The organism is Streptococcus equinus (genome assembly GCF_049393805.1).
Taxonomy (GTDB): Bacteria; Bacillota; Bacilli; order Lactobacillales; family Streptococcaceae; genus Streptococcus; species Streptococcus equinus.
Genome location: NZ_CP185763.1, coordinates 1,145,446 through 1,165,231, shown reverse-complemented (window position 1 = coordinate 1,165,231; position 19,786 = coordinate 1,145,446). Strand labels below are relative to the sequence as shown.

At 36.2% G+C, this 19,786-nt stretch carries 13 protein-coding genes, 1 tRNA gene and 1 other RNA gene; 3 read left to right on the top strand and 12 right to left on the bottom strand.

Going from position 1 to position 19,786, the window contains the following annotated elements:
- Positions 1-53 precede the first annotated feature (53 nt).
- Together ssrS and ACN0NP_RS05805 are read left to right on the top strand one after the other, a co-directional pair.
- Positions 54-246, top strand: a non-coding RNA gene (gene ssrS, locus ACN0NP_RS05810) — 6S RNA.
- A gap of 1 nt (position 247) precedes the next feature.
- Positions 248-320: transfer RNA gene (locus ACN0NP_RS05805), tRNA-Lys, on the top strand.
- A 513-nt stretch (positions 321-833) separates the two neighbouring features.
- On the opposite strand, the gene ACN0NP_RS05800 is transcribed toward ACN0NP_RS05805, so the two are convergent.
- From ACN0NP_RS05800 to lepB, 5 genes are all read right to left on the bottom strand, one after another.
- The gene (locus ACN0NP_RS05800) at positions 834-2,261 is read right to left on the bottom strand and encodes an isopeptide-forming domain-containing fimbrial protein (RefSeq protein WP_423216945.1); all 1,428 of its coding nucleotides are present in this window, start codon (positions 2,259-2,261) and stop codon (positions 834-836) included.
- A 317-nt stretch (positions 2,262-2,578) separates the two neighbouring features.
- Positions 2,579-3,403, bottom strand: a complete 825-nt coding sequence (locus ACN0NP_RS05795; protein ID WP_423216944.1) for a class C sortase — start codon at positions 3,401-3,403, stop codon at positions 2,579-2,581.
- A 62-nt stretch (positions 3,404-3,465) separates the two neighbouring features.
- Positions 3,466-4,878, bottom strand: a complete 1,413-nt coding sequence (locus ACN0NP_RS05790; protein WP_423216943.1) for an isopeptide-forming domain-containing fimbrial protein — start codon at positions 4,876-4,878, stop codon at positions 3,466-3,468.
- A gap of 106 nt (positions 4,879-4,984) precedes the next feature.
- Complete coding sequence (locus ACN0NP_RS05785) at positions 4,985-9,412, bottom strand: SpaA isopeptide-forming pilin-related protein (RefSeq protein ID WP_423216942.1); 4,428 nt, start codon at positions 9,410-9,412, stop codon at positions 4,985-4,987.
- 30 nt (positions 9,413-9,442) lie between these two features.
- On the bottom strand, positions 9,443-9,922 hold the full coding sequence (lepB, locus tag ACN0NP_RS05780; protein ID WP_080703488.1) for a signal peptidase I: 480 nt from the start codon (positions 9,920-9,922) through the stop codon (positions 9,443-9,445).
- A 425-nt stretch (positions 9,923-10,347) separates the two neighbouring features.
- Between lepB and ACN0NP_RS05775 the strand changes: the two genes are divergently transcribed.
- Positions 10,348-10,914 (top strand): NAD(P)H-dependent oxidoreductase, encoded by a 567-nt coding sequence (locus ACN0NP_RS05775; RefSeq protein WP_423216941.1) that lies wholly within the window; start codon positions 10,348-10,350, stop codon positions 10,912-10,914.
- A 30-nt stretch (positions 10,915-10,944) separates the two neighbouring features.
- Here the strand turns inward: ACN0NP_RS05775 and ACN0NP_RS05770 are convergent, their stop codons facing one another.
- From ACN0NP_RS05770 to ACN0NP_RS05740, 7 genes are all read right to left on the bottom strand, one after another.
- Positions 10,945-11,904 (bottom strand): alpha/beta hydrolase, encoded by a 960-nt coding sequence (locus tag ACN0NP_RS05770; protein ID WP_423216940.1) that lies wholly within the window; start codon positions 11,902-11,904, stop codon positions 10,945-10,947.
- Between the two features lie 27 nt (positions 11,905-11,931).
- A complete protein-coding gene (locus ACN0NP_RS05765) occupies positions 11,932-12,963 on the bottom strand; it encodes an aldose epimerase family protein (protein ID WP_423216939.1) in 1,032 nt (343 codons plus the stop codon).
- A gap of 535 nt (positions 12,964-13,498) precedes the next feature.
- A complete protein-coding gene (locus tag ACN0NP_RS05760) occupies positions 13,499-14,839 on the bottom strand; it encodes an MATE family efflux transporter (RefSeq protein WP_423216938.1) in 1,341 nt (446 codons plus the stop codon).
- A 64-nt stretch (positions 14,840-14,903) separates the two neighbouring features.
- Complete coding sequence (locus ACN0NP_RS05755) at positions 14,904-16,343, bottom strand: alpha-N-arabinofuranosidase (protein ID WP_074567029.1); 1,440 nt, start codon at positions 16,341-16,343, stop codon at positions 14,904-14,906.
- 23 nt (positions 16,344-16,366) lie between these two features.
- Complete coding sequence (gene fsa, locus ACN0NP_RS05750) at positions 16,367-17,014, bottom strand: fructose-6-phosphate aldolase (protein ID WP_021141518.1); 648 nt, start codon at positions 17,012-17,014, stop codon at positions 16,367-16,369.
- Between the two features lie 20 nt (positions 17,015-17,034).
- Positions 17,035-18,543 (bottom strand): alpha-N-arabinofuranosidase, encoded by a 1,509-nt coding sequence (locus tag ACN0NP_RS05745; RefSeq protein WP_074480423.1) that lies wholly within the window; start codon positions 18,541-18,543, stop codon positions 17,035-17,037.
- 45 nt (positions 18,544-18,588) lie between these two features.
- Positions 18,589-19,782, bottom strand: a complete 1,194-nt coding sequence (locus ACN0NP_RS05740) for an arabinan endo-1,5-alpha-L-arabinosidase (protein ID WP_423216937.1) — start codon at positions 19,780-19,782, stop codon at positions 18,589-18,591.
- Between the last annotated feature and the right edge of the window lie 4 nt (positions 19,783-19,786).

Genomic DNA, 19,786 nt, shown 5'->3' with positions numbered 1-19,786 from the left:
TGGGCTTTACCCCTTGAAATATTTTTTTAAAGTGGTATCATAATGACATAGGTTAATTGCTGTGGCATACGAATTCACATCAATGTGTTGACCGACTAAATATTTGTATTTTGGGAAACAGTAGTCTTTCTCCAGTATGCAAGCCGTCACACGCGGAAGCGACTAAGGAGAAGCGAGTTGCCCACCTGCTTTTACATTCGCGGGTTCAATACAAATCGTGGATCACGGTGCCAATACAGCTTCTCATCCTTCCTTAGCTCAGTTGGTAGAGCAGTGGACTCTTAATCCATGGGTCATAGGTTCGAGCCCTATAGGGAGGATTTTCCCACATCCCACAAGTCTTGCTATTGCAAGACTTTTTTGTTTATTCTCATAAATTTGCTCAATAACTTTTCTTTCAAGTTAGTTTGATAACCAGATATTTCTCACCTGAGATCAGCAAAAAAGCGCTATTTTCATAGCGCTTAAGAAGTGAGAAAAGAAATTAGGAAAACTATAAGAAAACATTCATCTTCTTTACTAATTTGAATTCCCAACTAAAGATGATTTTTGTATTTTGTTACTCGTCAAAATACAAAAATTTCTCTCCAAGGTTAAGATAGGGTGCTTTAGTATTTATAACTTGTGTCGTCTAATTAGCATAGTTAGCAATAGGAGTTATATTGACTTAACCTTGGATTAATTTTATTTTATCATAACTTCTTTTTATAGATAGCTCAGAACACTTTTTAAATATTGTCATACTGACAAACAAGTTGCCTATGGCTAGTTTTTCTGATATGCCAATATTTATTTCCATAATAAAAAGGCACTGAAATAGTGCCTTGTCATTTTTATTCTTTTACTTCCATACGTTTTTTAGTGACCAAAAATACAACTGATAACAGAACTAAAATTGTTCCGATACTGTATAGAATAGTTGTTCCCACGCCACCCGTTGAAGGAAGGAGCGAACCTTTACGACTGATAATTTCAGCAGTCAATGACCCTTCTGAAAGATTTGATTCGAAGTGTGCATCGCCTGATTCACCCTTAAGTTTGGTAGGATCTAGATTTTCATTATAATCAGTCACAATTGTGAAATCGATTGGTTTAATAGTGTTATAACCATCTGGTGTCACTGTTTCTACAAGGGTGTATTCCCCGACATCAAGCCCTTCAAACGCAAAACGTTCGCTCTCATCGACAGAGATTTTTCCAACTTCTACTTTTTTATAAGTGTCGCCATCTTTGACGACTTTGTAAAGCGTAAATTCAGCACCTTTTAGAGATTCTCTGTTTTTGTCAATTTCTTCAAAGACCGCTTCGTAAGTGTAGACCTTAACAATAGATTCTGGGGTTTTTCCTGTACTTGCTCCAACTCCTGTGTTATTTGGGTTATTTGAATAAACCAATTCAACATTACTTGGGTTACCTGATGAGCCGTGAACAGCCTTATCATTAAGCTTAGCGGTATATTCGACAATAATTTTTGATGAAGCCGTTATACCATCAAGGACTTTCAAATTATCGATTTTAAAGTCTAAGTCATCAAGATTGAAGAATGTTGTCACTTCAGTTTTTGTTTTACCATTATCAAGATAAATTTTTATCGTATCTTTGTTAAGCGTAAATCCAGGTGATAATTTGTCCAAAAGTTCAAAATAGTATGTCTCATAATCATCAAGATTTTCTGGTAATGTCGCAGTCAGCTGGAAAGGAACATCATCCCATCTGTCATAGTCCGCAAAATCTTGCCAGTCAGTCTTGATACCAGTTGTGTCATTAGTTTCTTTAACTTTTTTTGTGACACTTGGAATAGACGTTTTTGGTGTTACCGTTACATTTTTTAATACTTCTAAAATATAGTTGGTATAAGCTTCGTTGTTACCGACTGTTTTATTTTGGACAAGATAATATCCTGCCTCATGCCCAGTCAAACCAGTCGCATTTTGAAGATACTGACCTGCTGCCTTGGCAAAGTCTTTTGCTGCTTTCGCATCCGCACCTGCAGAACCGAGCTTTTCAGCTACTTCTGCCGCAGAAGTCACACCATATTTTTCTTGTAGTGCTGCTTTACCAGCGTCCGTAATACCATTTCCCCATTCAATATTTGAAAGGGTTGTCTCATCTGATGATAAATCACCTGTAAAAACTTGGTAAGCTTCATAAGTTCCTGCACCACCATCTTTAACAGTAATATCATACGCCATCGCTTTCCCACCAACAAAAATGAGAAGAGCCGCTACCAAAGTAGCTAGAAACAGTTTAAACTTTTTCATAATAAATCCTTTTTTCTTAAGATAGTAACTATGAGAACTATCTTTTTATAATCATAATTTCCTCTATAAAAAACAAGGGTCCTCCACAACACCTTGTTTCTCATAGAATGATAGGTCTAAAAAAATTAGACAAATTTTCAGACTACAGGATACTATTTTAACATAAAAGTGGCATTAAAAGAACTAAAACGGCTTAGATTTTTTTGAAAATTTAATGATTTACAGAACACGACAAGAATTTCTTGATGAAATTAATTTATGAAAAAAAGAAAAAGGCACTATAAAAAGTGCCTTAATAATTATAAAGTATGTAAAAATTATTTTATTAATTTTATTACAACAATAGCCAAAAGGATAATCGTTAAAATAAAGCAAGATATTAAAATAACAACAATAATCGTTTGAAATTGACTCGCCTCACTCACTATACGTGTACTATTTTCTTTATTAGCAATGCGATGACCACGTACTAATAAACGTTCCGTATTAATCCCATATGGTGTACAAGTCATCAAAGTAACATAATCTTGATTAGGATCAATTCTCAAAGGAGAACGATCTTCTGGAGAAATTGTTAAAATGCGATCTACTTCATAAAGTAATGTTTTATCAATTACTTGAATTTTAAAAGTATCTCCTTCAGCTAATTGATCAATATCAGTAAATAACCTTGCAGAAGGTAAGCCACGATGTCCTGAAATAACGGCATGACTCCCTTTACCTCCAACTGGTAGTGATGTTCCTGGTAGGTGACCTAAGGCAACACGTAAAACACTATCAGATGTTCCATGATAAACAGGCAATTCTAAATTAAGTTTTGGGATCTCAACATAAGCCATAATACCTTGACCCGTTACATTAAGGGTCTGATTATAAACTTTCATCTGATTAGATGTCAAATTCAAATTTGGAACTATCCCTTGACGCAAGGAGCTGTTATAATCTCTTGCATCACTCAGAATTTTTTTCTGTTTCTGTTCAGTCATCTTTTCAACATTACGATTATAGTTAGCAATTTGCGTGATTTGTTTTGCAGCATTCACATGATTACTAATAGTCGGATACAATAATAACGATACGCCTGTTATCAATATGACTATAATTGCAATTGTCAAAGATTTTTCTTTGACTTTTTCTAACATACTATCTCCTAACTATAAATTAATAAAAGGAGGGGAATTTTCCCACTCCCTTCATATCTTAACTATTTAACTTCCATACGTTTTTTAGTAACAATTAACACACCAGCAATAAGGATTAGAACAACACCTACAGCATATAAAACTTTTGTTCCCATACCACCTGTTGATGGAAGAATTGAACCTTTAGTATTTGGAACTGGAGCTGTTAAAGAGCCTTCTGAAGTATTTGAAGTGAATGTAATCTTACCAGTTGGATCAACACCTGAAAGCTCTGTCAATTGAGGTTCGTTTGATTCTGCATCATGTTTAGCTGAGACTGTAAAGAGGATATCATCAATTGTGTTATAACCATTTGGTGTATCTGTTTCTGAAAGTTTGTAATCACCATCGTCGATACCTGAGAAAGTAAATGATGTTGCTTCACTAGCAGAAATAGCTTTTACCACATTCCAGTTATTAGCAGAATCTTTTTTATAAAGTGTGAATCCAGCATTTGCCAACGGTTTATTATCTTGGTCAACTTTATTTACAATAACTTTGTATGTGAAGACAACTACAGTATCTTCTGGAGTTTCACCGTGACCAGCAGCATTAGGATTGTTTGAATAAACAAGTTTTACAGTATTTGGGTTACCAGCTGAACCAATAACAGCATTTGAATCAAGTTTAGCTGTATATCTAACAACAATTTTTGATGAAGCTGTTACGCCAGAAATAGATTTCAAATTGTTAATTTTAAAACTTGAACCATCCTCAGCAATTGTAAATGATGAAGTAACATCAGTTTCATCACCACCATTTACAAGGAAAACTTTAGCATCTTTGTTATAAGTCAAACCTGATGAAAGAGTATCTGCAAACTCTAGATAGTATTCATCATAAGTCGCAAAGTTATTTGGCAATGTCGCAGTCAATTGGAACGGTACATCATCTTTGATATCGTAATCAGCAGAATCTTGCCAATCACTAGTTTTACCAGATGTATCGTTAGTATCTTTTACTTTTTTCTCAACAGTAGGTGTATCTGTTTTAGGTTCTACAGTAACATTTTTAACGACTTTCAAAATGTAGTTAGTATAAGCTTCATGGTCACCAACTGTTTTATTTTGGACAAGGTAGTAACCAGCTGCAAGACCAGTCAAGCCACCTGGATTTTGAAGGTATTTCCCTGCTTCCTTGGCAAATTCATCTGCATCTACAGCTTTGTCACCAAGTTTTTTAGCAATTTCTGCTGCAGAACTTGCACTATATTTAGTTTGAAGTGCTGCTTTACCAGCGTCAGTGATACCATTTCCCCATTTAATGTTTGAGAGTGTTGTCTCGTCCGTTGACAAATCACCTGTGAAGATTTGGTAAGATTCGTAAGTTCCTGAACCACCATTATTAATGGTGATATCGTATGCCAATGCTTTTCCACCAGCAAAGGTGAAAAGAGCTGCTACTAAAGTAGCAAAAATCAATTTAAACTTTTTCATAATAAATCCTTTTCCTTTTAAATAGATAGAGCAAAAATATATAAAATAGGTGTTAAGAGTATCGTTGACTAAGCAACACCTCCTTTACCTAGGGGATCAAATGTCATTATATCTGACCTCCTTTTCTTCGATATCTATTGACTTTAAAAACCAGAAGTCCCAAACCAACAATTATCGCAAGTATTCCAAATAGATATTGTAACAAAGTTCCTAGACCACCTGTCTCAGGTAATACATAGGCTTCTTGTGCTATATTTTTAATGGTTAAGGTTCCAGATGAAGTAGCAACATTTGATGCTACTTCCGATGTTCCTGCATCATTAGCATAAGTTGCTGTAAATCCAGGAACCTCATGCTCAACAACATAGTAAGTATAATTGACAGTCGTTTCACCCTCTTTACCAGTAAGAGGTAAGTCTTTATGTGTTTTTGTCCAACCATTATCATGGTTTAATGTAATATCTGATTGAAGGACTGAATCAGTTGAAGTGCCACCACCTTCTGGTGTTGCTACCTGATGCAAATCATATGTAATCGAACCATCAGCAGAATCATACTCATCACCTGAAGCAGTAAACCATTTTTTATCAACCATGATATCAGTCGTTTCTACTTTTTCTTCTTCATTTTTAATAAATTCAGAGTTATCAGATATAGCTAAGTTAGTAGCATCTGTAATACCATCAGCCTCAGGTTCCATTGTTTGATCTGGATCGTAGTAGAAATAATATTTTTGAGGATTACTTGGTGTCTTATAACCAGGTGGTGCTGATGTTTCTTTGAAGTAGTAGTAATTACCTTTTGTGAAAGTATCTGGAAGATTAGATTTTCTAATATTAATTTGTCCATTAGCATCCGTTGTATAACTTGTAATTTTTTCATCTTTACTATTATAAACGGTGAAGGTTGCACCTGCTAAGGCTAAGTTATTGTTTTTAGAATCAACCTTATAAATCGTGTATGTTTTTTCAGCATCTATCGAACCAGATGTTGATATTTCTAACCAGCGAATTGGAGTATTGATGCCTGACTTTCCTGAGACAACACCTGCACCTGATAAAGTTGCAGTATTAATTGGATTGTATTTTGGAATGTCTTTTTCTTTCTTATTATCTGGATCTTCTTTTGAAACTTTATAATCATAAACAAGCGTATAAGCTTTTTTATCTTTTAAATTCACTGTCAAAGTTCCGATATACACATAATATCTTCCACTGAAGTGTAAACTTTTTTCCATGTTATACGTCCAAGACCATTCACTAAATGGAACCTCCATACCAGTAGCATTGTCGTATAATTTAACAGAATTTTGAATCAATCCAATATCTGAAATTCCTGGTGCTTGTCCAAAGTTCATCTCATCATTTAGTGTTAAATCATCTGAACCAGCTAACAAATCTGCTGCAGTTGGGTTTATCGCTATACTATAGTGCAAGCGGCGTTCATCGTTGTTCCAACTACCACTTTTAGTGATAGGTTCTGAGGAGGCCTTACCAATCGTAACATTTTGTTTTTGACTATCAGAACCATACTCGTGACCATCAACTGTGACAGTCACATTATTAGTTAAAGAAACAGCTTTTGTTGACCCTGTTTCAGGTATTTCCGTACAGAATGTTGTAAAAGTTAACCAAAACTCATCTTGGTTGCCAATATTATTTTTCAAACTTTGCCCATTAGTTGTTGAGAAATTTAAAGTTACAACCTTATCAGATGAAATGTTTCCGTCTAAAGCTATGTTAGACACATCAGCTGTGTCAGAACCAGCTGAAATACTACTACCCGAAATCGTTGCTGCAATTTGTGAAGTATGCTGACCATAACTAAATCCAACTAAGTTTACATTACTTGGTAAAGTATCTGTAACAGTCATACTTTGAATATCATCAGTCAGTCTAATCTTCACTTTCCATGTCACAGTACCATCTTCACTATTTACAATTGAAGTGGCTTGATTTTCGTTGCCATCCATTTTGATAACATTAGACGTATCAACGTACGTATGATTTACTTTGCTATCATGACTATCTGAACTAATCTCATTATCAAAATCTACTGTACTTCCTCCGTTAAGTTTTGCACTTGAGCTATATTGGAAAGAAATGTCTTCTGATGATGAAACGTCTGATGTCAAGGTAATCATAAACTCTGTATACTTAGCATTGTTATCAAGAGCACTATAATCAGTGTAGCCATCTGATTCCTGAACTTTTGCTTTTAAAGTAAAGGTATCTGCACCAAAGGCAGCCGTTAAATGTTCATAGAGTTCTTGAAGCTGTGCTTTCGTGTACCAGTGAATTGTAGAATCTCTGCTACTATCTGAACCTTGATGTAGAACATCTTTAAATTTTGTACCAGAAACAAGTTTATCATCATCAGGCATTGTTATTGTTGCTTTCCAAGTAAATGCCTTAACATCTGAATCACTTGTATCATCTTCGCTCACAAACTCTTTAACTAGGTTACCATCTCCTGGAACAGTAACTTCTGCCGAGTCTTTAGAACGGTCTGTTGTTGTCGTCTTATCACCATCATCATCTAAGTATGCTGTGTTTTTAATTTTAGTAGCATCCCATTTAGAATTAGTTGCTGGCGTTGTGTAAGTAATAGTATATGATTTGGTATTAACACCGTTTGAAATGGCATTAAACTTAATATGTGAAACTTTATCATTACTATCACGTTCTATCGTATAGCCTTCGCCATCTGGTGAAAGAGTCAGATTACTTGCTTTACTAAAATTATCATCTGACAACGTTGCTCCGGCAATATCGTTACCATTTGAATTCACAACAATCGTCCAATTAATCAGCCCTGTTGTGCTATCATAATTACCACTTTTTGTAATATCATTTAATTTTAGATTAATCACTTCACTGTCACTTGGTGTCAGATTATATTTATCACCACTTGACGTTGCATTAATTTTATTTAGCAATTGAACCTCTCGACCAGGTGCTAAATCTGCAATTTTATAGCGGTAGTTAATCGTATAAAAATGTCCAATTGGTTTGCCATCAGCATTTACTCCACCAGATACCATCTGAGGTAAAGTCATCGACCAAGTTTTATTGGCAGTATCAAAATTAGGAGCTACATTCACCGCTTCAGTAGCTGTTACATTACTTGTATCACCTACATATGTTGAATAAATAACTGATACTTGATCAACAGAATCAATAGAAATTCCTGAAGCTGTCAGCGTATCGTTAAGATTGATCTCACCTGGCGTTCCGTATTTTGAATCAACAGTAACAGTGTAGTTTGCATAGGCTGTATCTTCTTCGTACGAAGCAGTACCTTTTTTAGTAGTTGTTAAATCATAATTTTTAGTGACATCATCTGCTGGAATTTCAACCGTCAAATCTGACGAATAACTGATATTGTAATTGCCAGATTCATCTTTGAAACTAGTTCCATATACGGCAGTATATTCAATATTTCCTAAAGCATCTTCTCCAGTATCAAGTCCTTCAATATAATCATCTAGAAAACTAATTGCTAAATAATAACGCCCTCCGTCTTGAAGGAACTTATACTTGAAAGCTTCTTTCTTATCAGATCCACTGCCTGTAGTTCCTGTATATTCTTTATTTAATTCAATATTATGACTCAGATCTGCCCCTTCTGGCAGCGCTAAACAATAATTTTTATCATCAATTAAGTTATCTTTATTAATTTTAAATTTTAATTCAAGGGCAACCGTTAATTCTTCTGTTGACAAATCTTCCTTAACCGAAGACTCGTCATAACTATATCCTGTTAGGAATGGAGCAAAATCAGCATAAGTTACATCCGCAATTGTGTATTCAGAAAATTGATTTGATGTAAACTCAACATTTGTCAAACTATCTGAGCTATCTTGTGTAATAGTGGTATCTTTTTTACTTGTCAAATCCTCAACATTATCAAGATTATTACCAGCAAAATGGTAAAATTTCCAGTCACTTGGAACTGAAGAACTTTGAATATTTGACTTAAAATTCATAGATACTTTGACATCTTTACTTGGTTCAACTTCATCACCATTTTTATTCAAAAATGTGATGTCATAAGTTCGAGTCTGAACCAATTTTTGCTTTTTATTAGCTAAATAAGAAGTCAGCTTTTGATCAATAGCTGTAGTCTCAGTTACAGGTGTTACTTTCAAATCAACAGCTTCTGAAAATGTTCCATCTTCATAATCAACATTTACTGTGACGTCATCAGTCTCAACATTTAAGGTTCCACTAGACTTAAACTCTTCAGTATCTTCTTTAGAAGCTTCGGTAGACTGCTCTGTTACCCTAGAGCTATCATTGATTGTTGAAGAATCAGCAACTGTAGATGATTGCACTTTTTCATCAGTACTTTCACTTGGTGTCTCAACCATCGACGAACTATCATCAGTATTAATTGTAAATGCCGGCGACATAAACACATATGCTGTTCCCAAAACGAGTAAAATCGCTAGTGTTGCAACAACATAAGAACTCTTTTCCTTCTTGAACTGTTTCTTAATAAGATTTTTAAGCTCTATCAAAACTTTCCTCATACAACATTCCTTTAAACATTTCTCACAAAATCATTTAACAATACTAATTCTTGATAAGGGCCAAATTCTAATAGTTAATTTGCCAACTAATTGCTTAGAACTGACTGCTCCAACCACAGAATTTCTTGAATCAACCGAATTTTCCCGATTATCTCCCATGACAAAATATTTTCCATCTGGTACTTGATATGGTAAACAAATGTTTACCTTGCCATATGACTTCTTTTCTCCATTGAGGTAAGGCTCGGTAAGTTCTTTATCATCAACATAAACATTTCCATCTTTGTCAAGGTTTACCCACTGACCTGATGTTGCAATAACACGTTTTACTAAGATTCGATTACCACAAGAAAAAGCAATGACATCACCTTGTTTTAATTTATTATGCTTAATTGATAAAACCACGTCACCAGCTTTTAAATTAGGCTTCATTGAATCTCCGTAAATGTGTAACATTCTTATCCAGAATGTTGATAGTATTGACGAGACAGCAACTACAACTAACAGCATAAAAAGGACACTGCGAACTTTTTTCATGTAGTAGTCATGAGAACTATTCACCTTCAAAACGCTCTAACCTCTCCCAAATTTTCATAGATATTTCTGCAAATGTAAAATAAAATCAGTTGCTATTTTATTAAAAAATGTGAATTTTTAATAATTGTATTTTTGATTTTCATAACATATAAACTCTAAAAAACGTGTAAAATCAATATTTTTATGGTTATTTGCTAAGATTATATCATAAATAAAAAGAAAGAAAAGGAAGAAAACAATGAAAGCAAATTTTTCATGAAAATAGCAAAAATATCTCTAAAAAGTAATTTGAACAATTAAACCATCTCATTTATTTCACATTATATTTAGCCTTTTCTTGATATTTTTGGTACGATGATGGTGAAAAAGTACTTGAATAATCAAGGGAGGTCAAAGCGATGAATACTCTTATCATTTATGCACATCCTTACGAAAAAAGTTTTAATCATGCTATCTTTGAAAAAGTTAAACAAGATTTAACAAAAAAGCACAAGGACTTTGATGTCATTGACTTGTACAAAGATTGTTTTAATCCCGTTTACACGACTGAAGAATTAGCTTTATTTAAAGACGGAAAAACGACAGACAAATTGGTTAGTCAATATCAAGAAAAGATTAGCAATGCTGATGAAGTTATTTTTATCTTTCCTGTTTGGTGGAATGATACTCCCGCTATGATAAAAGGTTTTATTGATAAAGTGATGAAAAAGAGCTTTGCTTACGAAGTTGGAAAAACTGGTCTCATCGGGCACCTCACACATATTAAAAAAGCTGCAGTTTTTACTACTTCTACTTCACCAACTTGGTATTTAAAACTCTTTTGCGGCAATGCTATCAAACGTGTTTTTATCAACGCTACCTTAAAACAGCTCGGTTTTAAAAATATCACTTGGAATAATATGGGAAATATTGATAACAGCTCAGCTGAAATGCGACAAGAATTTCTTGATGCGATTGATTTATAAAAAAGAAAAAGCACCCAAACGGGTGCTATTTTAGTTAAATAATCGGTCTAGCCAAGTTATGAACAGATTTTTCCACAGCTTGAGTATGGTTTCATCTTGAAGACCATGACCTCCTTGTGGAAAAAGGTGCAACTCAACAGGAACTTCCTTTTCTTTTGCTATTTTTGTCAGTGTCAAAAGATGTGTCGGATCAACGATGACATCATCCATGGCTGCGCACAAAAATAATGGCGCATCACCTTTTTGGACTCGGCTAAAAATGTCATATTCTTTTGCAAATTGGTCACGTTTCTCAGGATTATCATAAGTATCTCTGCCAGCTAAAATGGCAATAATCTTGTCATTGACTAGAGAAAGTGCTGGATAGACACCTGCAAGACCTGCTACTGTAGCATCAACCTTATCAATCTCATCTGGAGAATAATCTTCAGGCATAAGGTTGCGATTTCTAAGCCAATAATAGCTTTCAAAAGCCAAGTTACCGCCCGCAGAAAATCCAATCAAGGCAATCTTTTCTGGGTCAATACCATAATCGCTCGCATGATATCGCACATAACGTATCGCTCGCTGACAATCTAAGAACATCAGCGGAGCATAATAAGGATAAGTCCGATACCAAAGGATAAAGGCTGATATTCCTGCACGATTTAAAGCCTCAGCTGTTGCTTTTTCGTCTTCCATAACTTTTGTTAGATAAGCACCGCCAGGGCAAATAATCACACAGCGTTCACTGCCTTCGACAAGATAAGGAATTAAAAACGGTTCATCTTCGTAGGTCATTTTTGCAGGACCGTTTTCGATTTCTTGGTGAAATACCAAGGTATCATTGCCTGATAAATCGCCAAGTTCTTCACTGGTCTTGTCCCAAATACCGGGATATTTTTCAAATAAATCCTCTTCTGTGTATTCCTTGTGGATATCTAAAACGTCGGTCTTACTTTTATGTGAATTGCCAGGGATTTTATCTCCCCAAATGTATAACTTTTCCACAGCTTTTCCACCTTTCAGTGATTATTTTTATCCTTTGTGATATTCAAAAGCAATGGTATAAGTCTTTTCGGCATTGGCTGGAAGGACAATATCACCAAAACCTTCGTTGTTAATTGCATCTGGCAAAAATTGAGCTTCGAGTGCTACCGCTTCAAATTCTTTTGTCATTTGACCTTTATCACGCGCCGCATAAATACCATCTGAGATACCAATCATACTATAAACCACCCAAGCATCACGATCTGAGTAAAGATTGATAAAGTCTCCGCTATCTTCATCTTTTAATTCACCGCATGGTTTATCAAGTGATGGATTAACCAAAAAAGCATCATCAAAACCACCTGTCGCAGCAATAGCATCTCCAAGATTTCGACCAGCTCTAAAATCATAGGCTGTGCCATCTACCTCAATGAATTTGCCTGTTGGCACCAAATCATCACGTGTTTCCAAGTAACGGTCAGCAGCCAAAGTAAAGGTATGGTGTGCCAAGTCTTGGCGTTCACCGAGATTAAAGTAAACGTGGTTAGTTGGGTTAAAGAGGGTCGCTTGACCGCCATTTTTACCAGTGTAAGTGATTGTAAAACGATTGTCGTTGTCCAACGTAAAACGTGCTGTTACCAACATATCACCAGGGAAACCATCAACACTTTCTTTGGCATTGTAAGTCATGACAACAGTGGCTTTGTCAATATCATTTTCAACTCTTGCTTGCCAAATGTGTTTGTGAAAACCATTTGGACCTCCATGAAGAGTGTTTCCTTTTTCATTTTGAGGGACTTGCATAGCTTTCCCATCAAGCTTGAATTGACCGTGGTCAATGCGTCCTGCTACACGACCGATTGAATGCCCAGCATGAAGAGTATTTTTACCATAGTCTTCAGGATTATCAAAACCAATAATAATATTTTTATGACCGCCTTTGCCATCTGGCACTAAAAATTCTTGGAAAGTTGCTCCCAAAGTTAGCAGACTAACCTGAACATCCTTGTCATTAGTAATAGAATATTTTTCAACATTTTTACCATCAATAGTTGCAATGATTTCTTGTGTTACTTTCATTTTGTCATCCTCTTTCTTAGGTCTTACCTTTATTTTACTCTTCACAAATTTCTTTGTAAACGTTTACTTGTTTATTTTACCAAGGTTTTACTAAAACATTTGTTTACTAAAAAAGAGAGAACCTTGCAGTCCTCTCCTCTATTAATGTTTAGGAATCTCTACCGTTTCATACCATTAATAACAACCGATGGGTCCTGCCTAAAGGAGATTATGTTAGACAAGGATTTGTTAAATTCTAAGTTTCAGGTATAGGTATATGTGTTTTAAGTATTAAAGGTGAGTTTCAACTGTCATTAATTCATATGAAAATGATTTTAGAATTTCTAAACATAATGCAAATTAATACGATGGGCGCTTAAAAGGAGTCCTAACTTTTACTCATCAAAAAATGAAGAAAAACATAATGTCGACACCCATCAAAAATCGCTAAAACTTTTCTAGTCATCACCCCTTTCAAGGATATTTTTAGTTAACTTTTTTAATCTTTATTGAGGTACTCCTAAAGTACACTCGCCCACCCATGCTTTTACTGTGCTTATTCTTTGCTAACAACGCCGATTAAACGTTTTTTGTAAATCAGCGCTGCCGGGATTAAAATAATGACGCTACCGCACCATGCTGCTGGATTGGCACAAACCACACCAGTATAACCGACAGTTGCGAGTCCAACAATTGAAACCACAACACGCATGATTAATTCCATAACCCCTGCAAGTGTCGGTGCAAAACTGCGTCCTAATCCTTGAATGAAACCTCGTACGATAAAAAGAATAGCCAAAATCCAGTAACACAAACCGTTAATCATATAAGCAATTTTTGCTAAATGATAGACATTTTCAGAAGGATGATTGATAAAAAGTCCGGAGAAGAAACGGTCAAATGTCACCAGAAGTAGGGCGAAGGCGATTGCCCAAATAACAACAATGTACAGCGTATGGCGAAGTCCTTCTATTAGGCGTTTAAATTTGTGGGCTCCGTAGTTTTGCGCTGTAAAGGTTGATATGGCTTGCGCGAGATTCATCATCGGAAGCATAGCTAATTGGTCTGTTTTTGCAGTAATGCTTTGAGCAGCAATTGCAACTGTTCCCAAATTATTTAAAACAATTTGGAGTGTTAGCGAACCAAGGGCAATAATACTATTTTGAAATGCCATTGGAAATCCTAACCTCGCATGAAGTTTCAAATCAGCAGAGTTCAATCTGTAGTCGCTTCTTTTCAGATGGAAGTACGGAACTTTTCTTCTAATGTAGATAAGTAAAAAAATTACTGAAAAAAGTTGTGCTTCTACTGTTGCAACCCCTGCACCAAAAACTCCCATATGCAAAGCTAAAATATAGAGAAAATCAAGACCAATATTCATCAGACAGGCCAAGACTAAGGCAATCAAAGGCGTCGTTGAATTCCCGACCGCTCGTAATACATTTGATAGATAGTTAAATAGTACTGTAAATACCGCACCGCCAAAGATAGATATTAGAAAGCGCTCACAATATTTTATTAGACTATCTGGCGTTTGCATCAATTCCAGTAACTGTCTTAAAAAGAGCAGTGAAAAGATACTCAAAATTAAACTAACAACTATCGTATAGAACAAGCCGTGAACGTAACTACGCTTCAGACCGACATAATCTTTAGCGCCAAAGCGCTGGGCGACAATGATGGAAAAACCACCTGTCAGCCCTTGAGCAAATCCGATAATTAAGAAAGTCAAGCTCCCTGTCGCTCCAATACTTGCAAATGCTGTTTGACCTAGTGTGTGACCAACAATCATAGCATCAGCAAAGTTATAAGCCAGTTGAAAAAAGCTCCCTATAATTAATGGAATCGTAAATAGAATAATAACCTTAATCGGTTTTCCTTGCGTTAAATCCTGCATGTAACACCTCTTAAAAGGACAAAGCTACTTAGATAACTCTCCTTTCGTGCTACCATATCGCTCCTTATTCTGGAATACGAATAGTTGCTACAGACATTGGTGGGATTGTAATTGATAATTGACCATCAACCAATTTTGCACCATCAAAGTCTTTGATAGTAATGTTTTCTGGATGTTCAAAATCATTGTGTTCATCCATTTTATCAGCTGTAATGTAACGTGCTTCTGCGATAGTATCACCAAATTCACCAGCCACATCAAGTGTTTGTGTATCAGTCAATGAATAGTTGCAAAGTGAAATTGAAATCATGCCATCTTTCTTAGAAACGGTGTAAGAAAGTGTGTCAGATTCATCACCATATGATGCCACTACATCAGCATCTTGGTGAACTTTGTACAAATCAAAGACATGATAACTTGGTGTTTTCACCATTTTATCGCCTTCAGTCAAAATCATTGCTTGCAAGACATTAACAGTTTGCGCAATATTTGCCATATGAACACGGTCAGCGTGTTTATGGAAGATATTCAATGTCAAAGCAGCAACCATGGCATCACGAATTGTATTTTGTTGGTAAAGGAATCCTGGGTTTGTACCTGGTTCGACAGCAAGCCATGAACCCCATTCATCAACAATCAAACCAACACGTTTTTCAGGGTCGTATTTGTCCATGATAGTGCTGTGTTTTGTGATGAGTTCATCCATTTTCTTAGCACTTTTAAGAAGTGACCACCATTGTGATTCTTCAAAACCAAGTGCTGGTCCTTTGTCTTCCCAAGCACCAGTAAGTGCATAGTGGTGCAAGCTAATACCGTCCATAAATGGTGCAGCAATTGACATGACACGGTCCATCCAGTTGTAGTCATCAATATTTGGACCACAAGCAATTTTATAAATTTTGTCTTTACCATATTGGCGGACAAATGTTTGATAGCGACGGTAAACATCTGCGTAGTAATCCGGACGCATGTTACCACCACAGCCCCAGCTTTCATTACCAACACCGAAGAATTTTACTTTCCATGGGTCATCATGACCATTTTCACGACGAAGGTTTGCCATTGGAGATTCGCCGTCCATAGTCATGTACTCAATCCATTCTTGCATTTCTTGGACTGTACCACTACCAACGTTACCGTTGATGTATGCTTCACAGCCAAGTTGGCGAAGCAATTCAAAATATTCGTGTGTACCGAAGTGGTTATTTTCAGTTACACCACCCCAGTTAGTGTTAACAATTTTTTTACGGTTTTCTTTTGGACCAATACCATCTTTCCAGTGATATTCATCCGCAAAACAACCACCTGGCCAACGAAGAACTGGGATTTTAATATTTTTTAAAGCTTCGACGACATCAGTACGCATACCGTTGACATTTGGGATTGATGAATCTTCGCCGACATAAATCCCTTCATAAATACAACGTCCTAGGTGTTCAGCAAAATGCCCATAAATGTATTTTGAAATTTTAGGTCCTTTTTCTTTTGTTAAGGTAATTTTCATTTTTTCTCCTTATCACACTAAGTTTATTTACCTTGGAATGCTTTCCAATCTGCCATAAATTGTTTCAAGCCATTGTCAGTTAGTGGGTGTTGTGCCATTTTGTCAAACAATGGTGCTGGGATAGTCGCAATGTGTGCACCGCATTTTGCTACACCTTCAACTTGTGCTCGATTACGAATGCTTGCTGCGATGATTTCTGTATCAAAATCATAAAAATCAATAATATCTCGCAAATCTGAAATCAATTCATAAGCATCTGTTCCAATATCTTCAAGACGTCCAACAAATGGGCTAATAAATGTCGCACCAGCTTTGATTGCCATGAGCCCTTGAGACACTGTAAAAATCAGCGTCACGTTTGTTTTAATATGTTCTTTAGAAAGGACATTAACAGCTTTCAAACCTTCCATAGTCATTGGGATTTTGACAACGATGTTATCAGCCCATTTCGCAATGTCATGGGCTTGAGCAATCATTTCTTCGGCTGTTGTACCAGTGACTTCTGCCGAAACAGGACCATCGACAATCTGACAAATTTCTTTGATGACTGTTTCGAAATCACGTCCCTCACGTGAAATGATTGTCGGATTTGTTGTCACACCATCCACAATACCTAATTCATTTACAGCTTTGATTGCTGCCACATCTGCTGTGTCTAAAAAGAATTTCACTTTTTTCTCCTTACCTTTTCTTATTTCACTGCAACTCGAATCATATTCCAAGATAAACCATCAAGAGTAACCTTAAGTTGGTCACCGTTAACAGCGTATTTATCAGAAGCAACTGGTTTAATGTCATCAGAAGTTAGGCTGTTGACTGCTTTAATATCGTGACCTGACATGTGAGTAAATTCAAGCACGTCTCCAAAAGCGAGCCCTAAACTATCCACAGACAAATCCATTTCTTCACGTGAACGGTTGACTGCAAAAATTGTCAATTCTGTTTCATCTTCATTCAAAACTGAAATAGTTTCAAGATATGGTACTTTGTCATAGTTTTCAGTCTTGTAACCATCACATGAAACAAGCGGTGTCATAACAGTACCTTTACCATGTTGTGCAGCTTGCATAAATGGATAGAAAATTGTTTGACGCCATGCTGGGCTTTCATTATCATTTTCTTCAGTGAAGATTGGAGCAATAACATTAACAAGTTGTGCTAGACAAGCAATCTTGATACGATCAGCGTGCTTCAACAATGTGATTAAAAGTGTTCCAAGTACCAAAACATCTTCAAAATTATAATGATCTTCTAGTTGTGGTGGTGCGATTAACCAAGGTTTGATTTGCTTATCATTTTCGTTTGAGTGGTACCAGATATTCCATTCATCAAATGAAAGATTCATCTGTTTCTTGCTGTGTTTTTTAGCCTTAACCGCATCACAGATAGCAACCACACCTTTGATAAAGTCATCCATATCAAGTGATGAGGCAAGATATTCTTCAAGGTTGTTAGCTGGATTACCGTAATATTGGTGAAGTGAAAGGTAATCAACGTAATCATAAGTGTGGTCTAAAACGGTCAATTCCCAATCACCAAAAGTTGGCATATGGCTGGTAGAGCTACCACAAGCAACAAGTTCGATAGAATCATCGACCAATTTCATTGCTTTAGCAGTTTCTGCTGCTGCACGACCATATTCTTCAGCTGTTTTGTGACCAATTTGCCATGGGCCATCCATTTCATTTCCGATGCACCATGTTTTGAAACCAAACGGTTCTTTTTGACCGTTTTCGATACGTTTGTCACTCCAATAAGTTCCACCTTCAAAGTTACAATATTCAACTAAATGGCGGGCTTCGTCGATACCTCTAGTTCCCATATTGACTGCCATATTGACCTCAACACCGACTTCTTTTGCCCATTTTGCAAATTCGTGAATACCGACTTGGTTGGTTTCAATTGCACGCCACGCTAAATCTGTTCGGACAGGACGTTTGTCTTTGGGACCTACACCATCTTCCCAGTTATAACCTGATAAGAAATTTCCACCAGGATAACGCACCAAAGTCACACCAAGTTCTTTAACTAACTCTTTAACGTCGTTACGGAAGCCATCTTCGTCACTAGAGATGTGATCAGGTTGGTAGATTCCTCCATAAACAGCTCTTCCCATGTGTTCAATAAATGAACCAAAGAGCCTTTTATCAACTTTTGAAATTGTCATATCTTTGACAACTCGTAAAGAAGCTTTCTGCATAATTTTCTCTTTTCTAAGACACCTAATAAATTAGGTCCCAAAACTTTAAATCTTTCTTGCTATAATGCCATAACCTTCAGTTGTCATCCCCGAAAGGACTTGTTCAGTATTTCCATCAACCATTTCTAACCAAGTTTTTACGAGATTTCCTTGCCACTTGAACTCATTGTCACCAGTTTTTTGATAGTCATTCTTTTTAATCGTTTCAATAGTACTTTCTTGTAAATGACTGTATTTATCAAAACGGATGACCTTCCAATCACCGGCAAGTTCCAAACTTTTCTGTTTACAATCTTCTTCATACAAACAAGGCGACACCACTGGCCAGCCATTTGATAACCAGGTTAATTTTCTAACATTTAGGAAAAACTCATCCGAAAATGCTTTTCGTCTAGCATGGTGCACCATGAATAATTGATTATCTGAACGTTTAAAAATCGAATTGTGCCCCGGAGCAAGTACCACCTTTTCACCAGAAAACTGATAACTGCCTAGCTCTTTCATACCAATTTCATCAGGATGATGTGTAAAATCATCCATCGCATAACCTTTGCAATCAATATAAGGACCGTCGATGTGACGTGAACGTGCAACTCGAATATTATAAGTATCATTCAAAGAATCATAAGAACAAAATAGATAATAATAATCCGTATCTGGATTGTAATAAATAAATCCACCTTCAATGGCTGTATCGACACTTTGAGGACGCATGGCTACGCGTCTACCAAAACCTGTTTCACTAGGTTTACCTGTTTTTTTATCTAAAGGCAAAATGTACAAGCCACCAAAGAATGACCCATACAACAACCACTGACTGCCTTCTTTGTCTGTCACAACATTTGCATCAATAGCATTATGATGACAAAGTTCAGAACTTGTCTTAACAACCAAACCTTGGTCTTTAAATGGACCAATGGGTGTTTTTGCAGTGGCTAAGCCAATATAAGATTTCGTACTGCCAAATGTTGACGTTGAATAATACATGCGATATTCATCGTCATAATGAATAATCTCAGGCGCCCAAAGGCCAAGAGCGTTACTCCACTCTTTAGCCTCTTTTGGAACACCAGGTAGGGCTTGCCCGATGAATGCCCAATCAACTAAATCTCGTGACATTCGTATCGGAACTCCTGAAGTTTCAGGTTGTCTAGTATCTGTCGAATACAGAAAATACCGCCCATCATGCTCTATAATCGTCGGATCATGAACACCAAAGGTTAATTGATTCTCTTGCATCTCA

What these genes read in the sequence shown, in the direction of transcription:
- ACN0NP_RS05800 (WP_423216945.1), bottom strand. Translation starts at nt 2,261, where the DNA reads ATGAAAAAGTTTAAACTGTTTCTAGCTACTTTGGTAGCGGCTCTTCTC.
- ACN0NP_RS05795 (WP_423216944.1), bottom strand. Translation starts at nt 3,403, where the DNA reads ATGTTAGAAAAAGTCAAAGAAAAATCTTTGACAATTGCAATTATAGTC.
- ACN0NP_RS05790 (WP_423216943.1), bottom strand. Translation starts at nt 4,878, where the DNA reads ATGAAAAAGTTTAAATTGATTTTTGCTACTTTAGTAGCAGCTCTTTTC.
- ACN0NP_RS05785 (WP_423216942.1), bottom strand. Translation starts at nt 9,412, where the DNA reads ATGAGGAAAGTTTTGATAGAGCTTAAAAATCTTATTAAGAAACAGTTC.
- lepB (WP_080703488.1), bottom strand. Translation starts at nt 9,922, where the DNA reads ATGCTGTTAGTTGTAGTTGCTGTCTCGTCAATACTATCAACATTCTGG.
- ACN0NP_RS05775 (WP_423216941.1), top strand. Translation starts at nt 10,348, where the DNA reads ATGAATACTCTTATCATTTATGCACATCCTTACGAAAAAAGTTTTAAT.
- ACN0NP_RS05765 (WP_423216939.1), bottom strand. Translation starts at nt 12,963, where the DNA reads ATGAAAGTAACACAAGAAATCATTGCAACTATTGATGGTAAAAATGTT.
- ACN0NP_RS05760 (WP_423216938.1), bottom strand. Translation starts at nt 14,839, where the DNA reads ATGCAGGATTTAACGCAAGGAAAACCGATTAAGGTTATTATTCTATTT.
- ACN0NP_RS05755 (WP_074567029.1), bottom strand. Translation starts at nt 16,343, where the DNA reads ATGAAAATTACCTTAACAAAAGAAAAAGGACCTAAAATTTCAAAATAC.
- ACN0NP_RS05745 (WP_074480423.1), bottom strand. Translation starts at nt 18,543, where the DNA reads ATGCAGAAAGCTTCTTTACGAGTTGTCAAAGATATGACAATTTCAAAA.
- ACN0NP_RS05740 (WP_423216937.1), bottom strand. Translation starts at nt 19,782, where the DNA reads ATGCAAGAGAATCAATTAACCTTTGGTGTTCATGATCCGACGATTATA.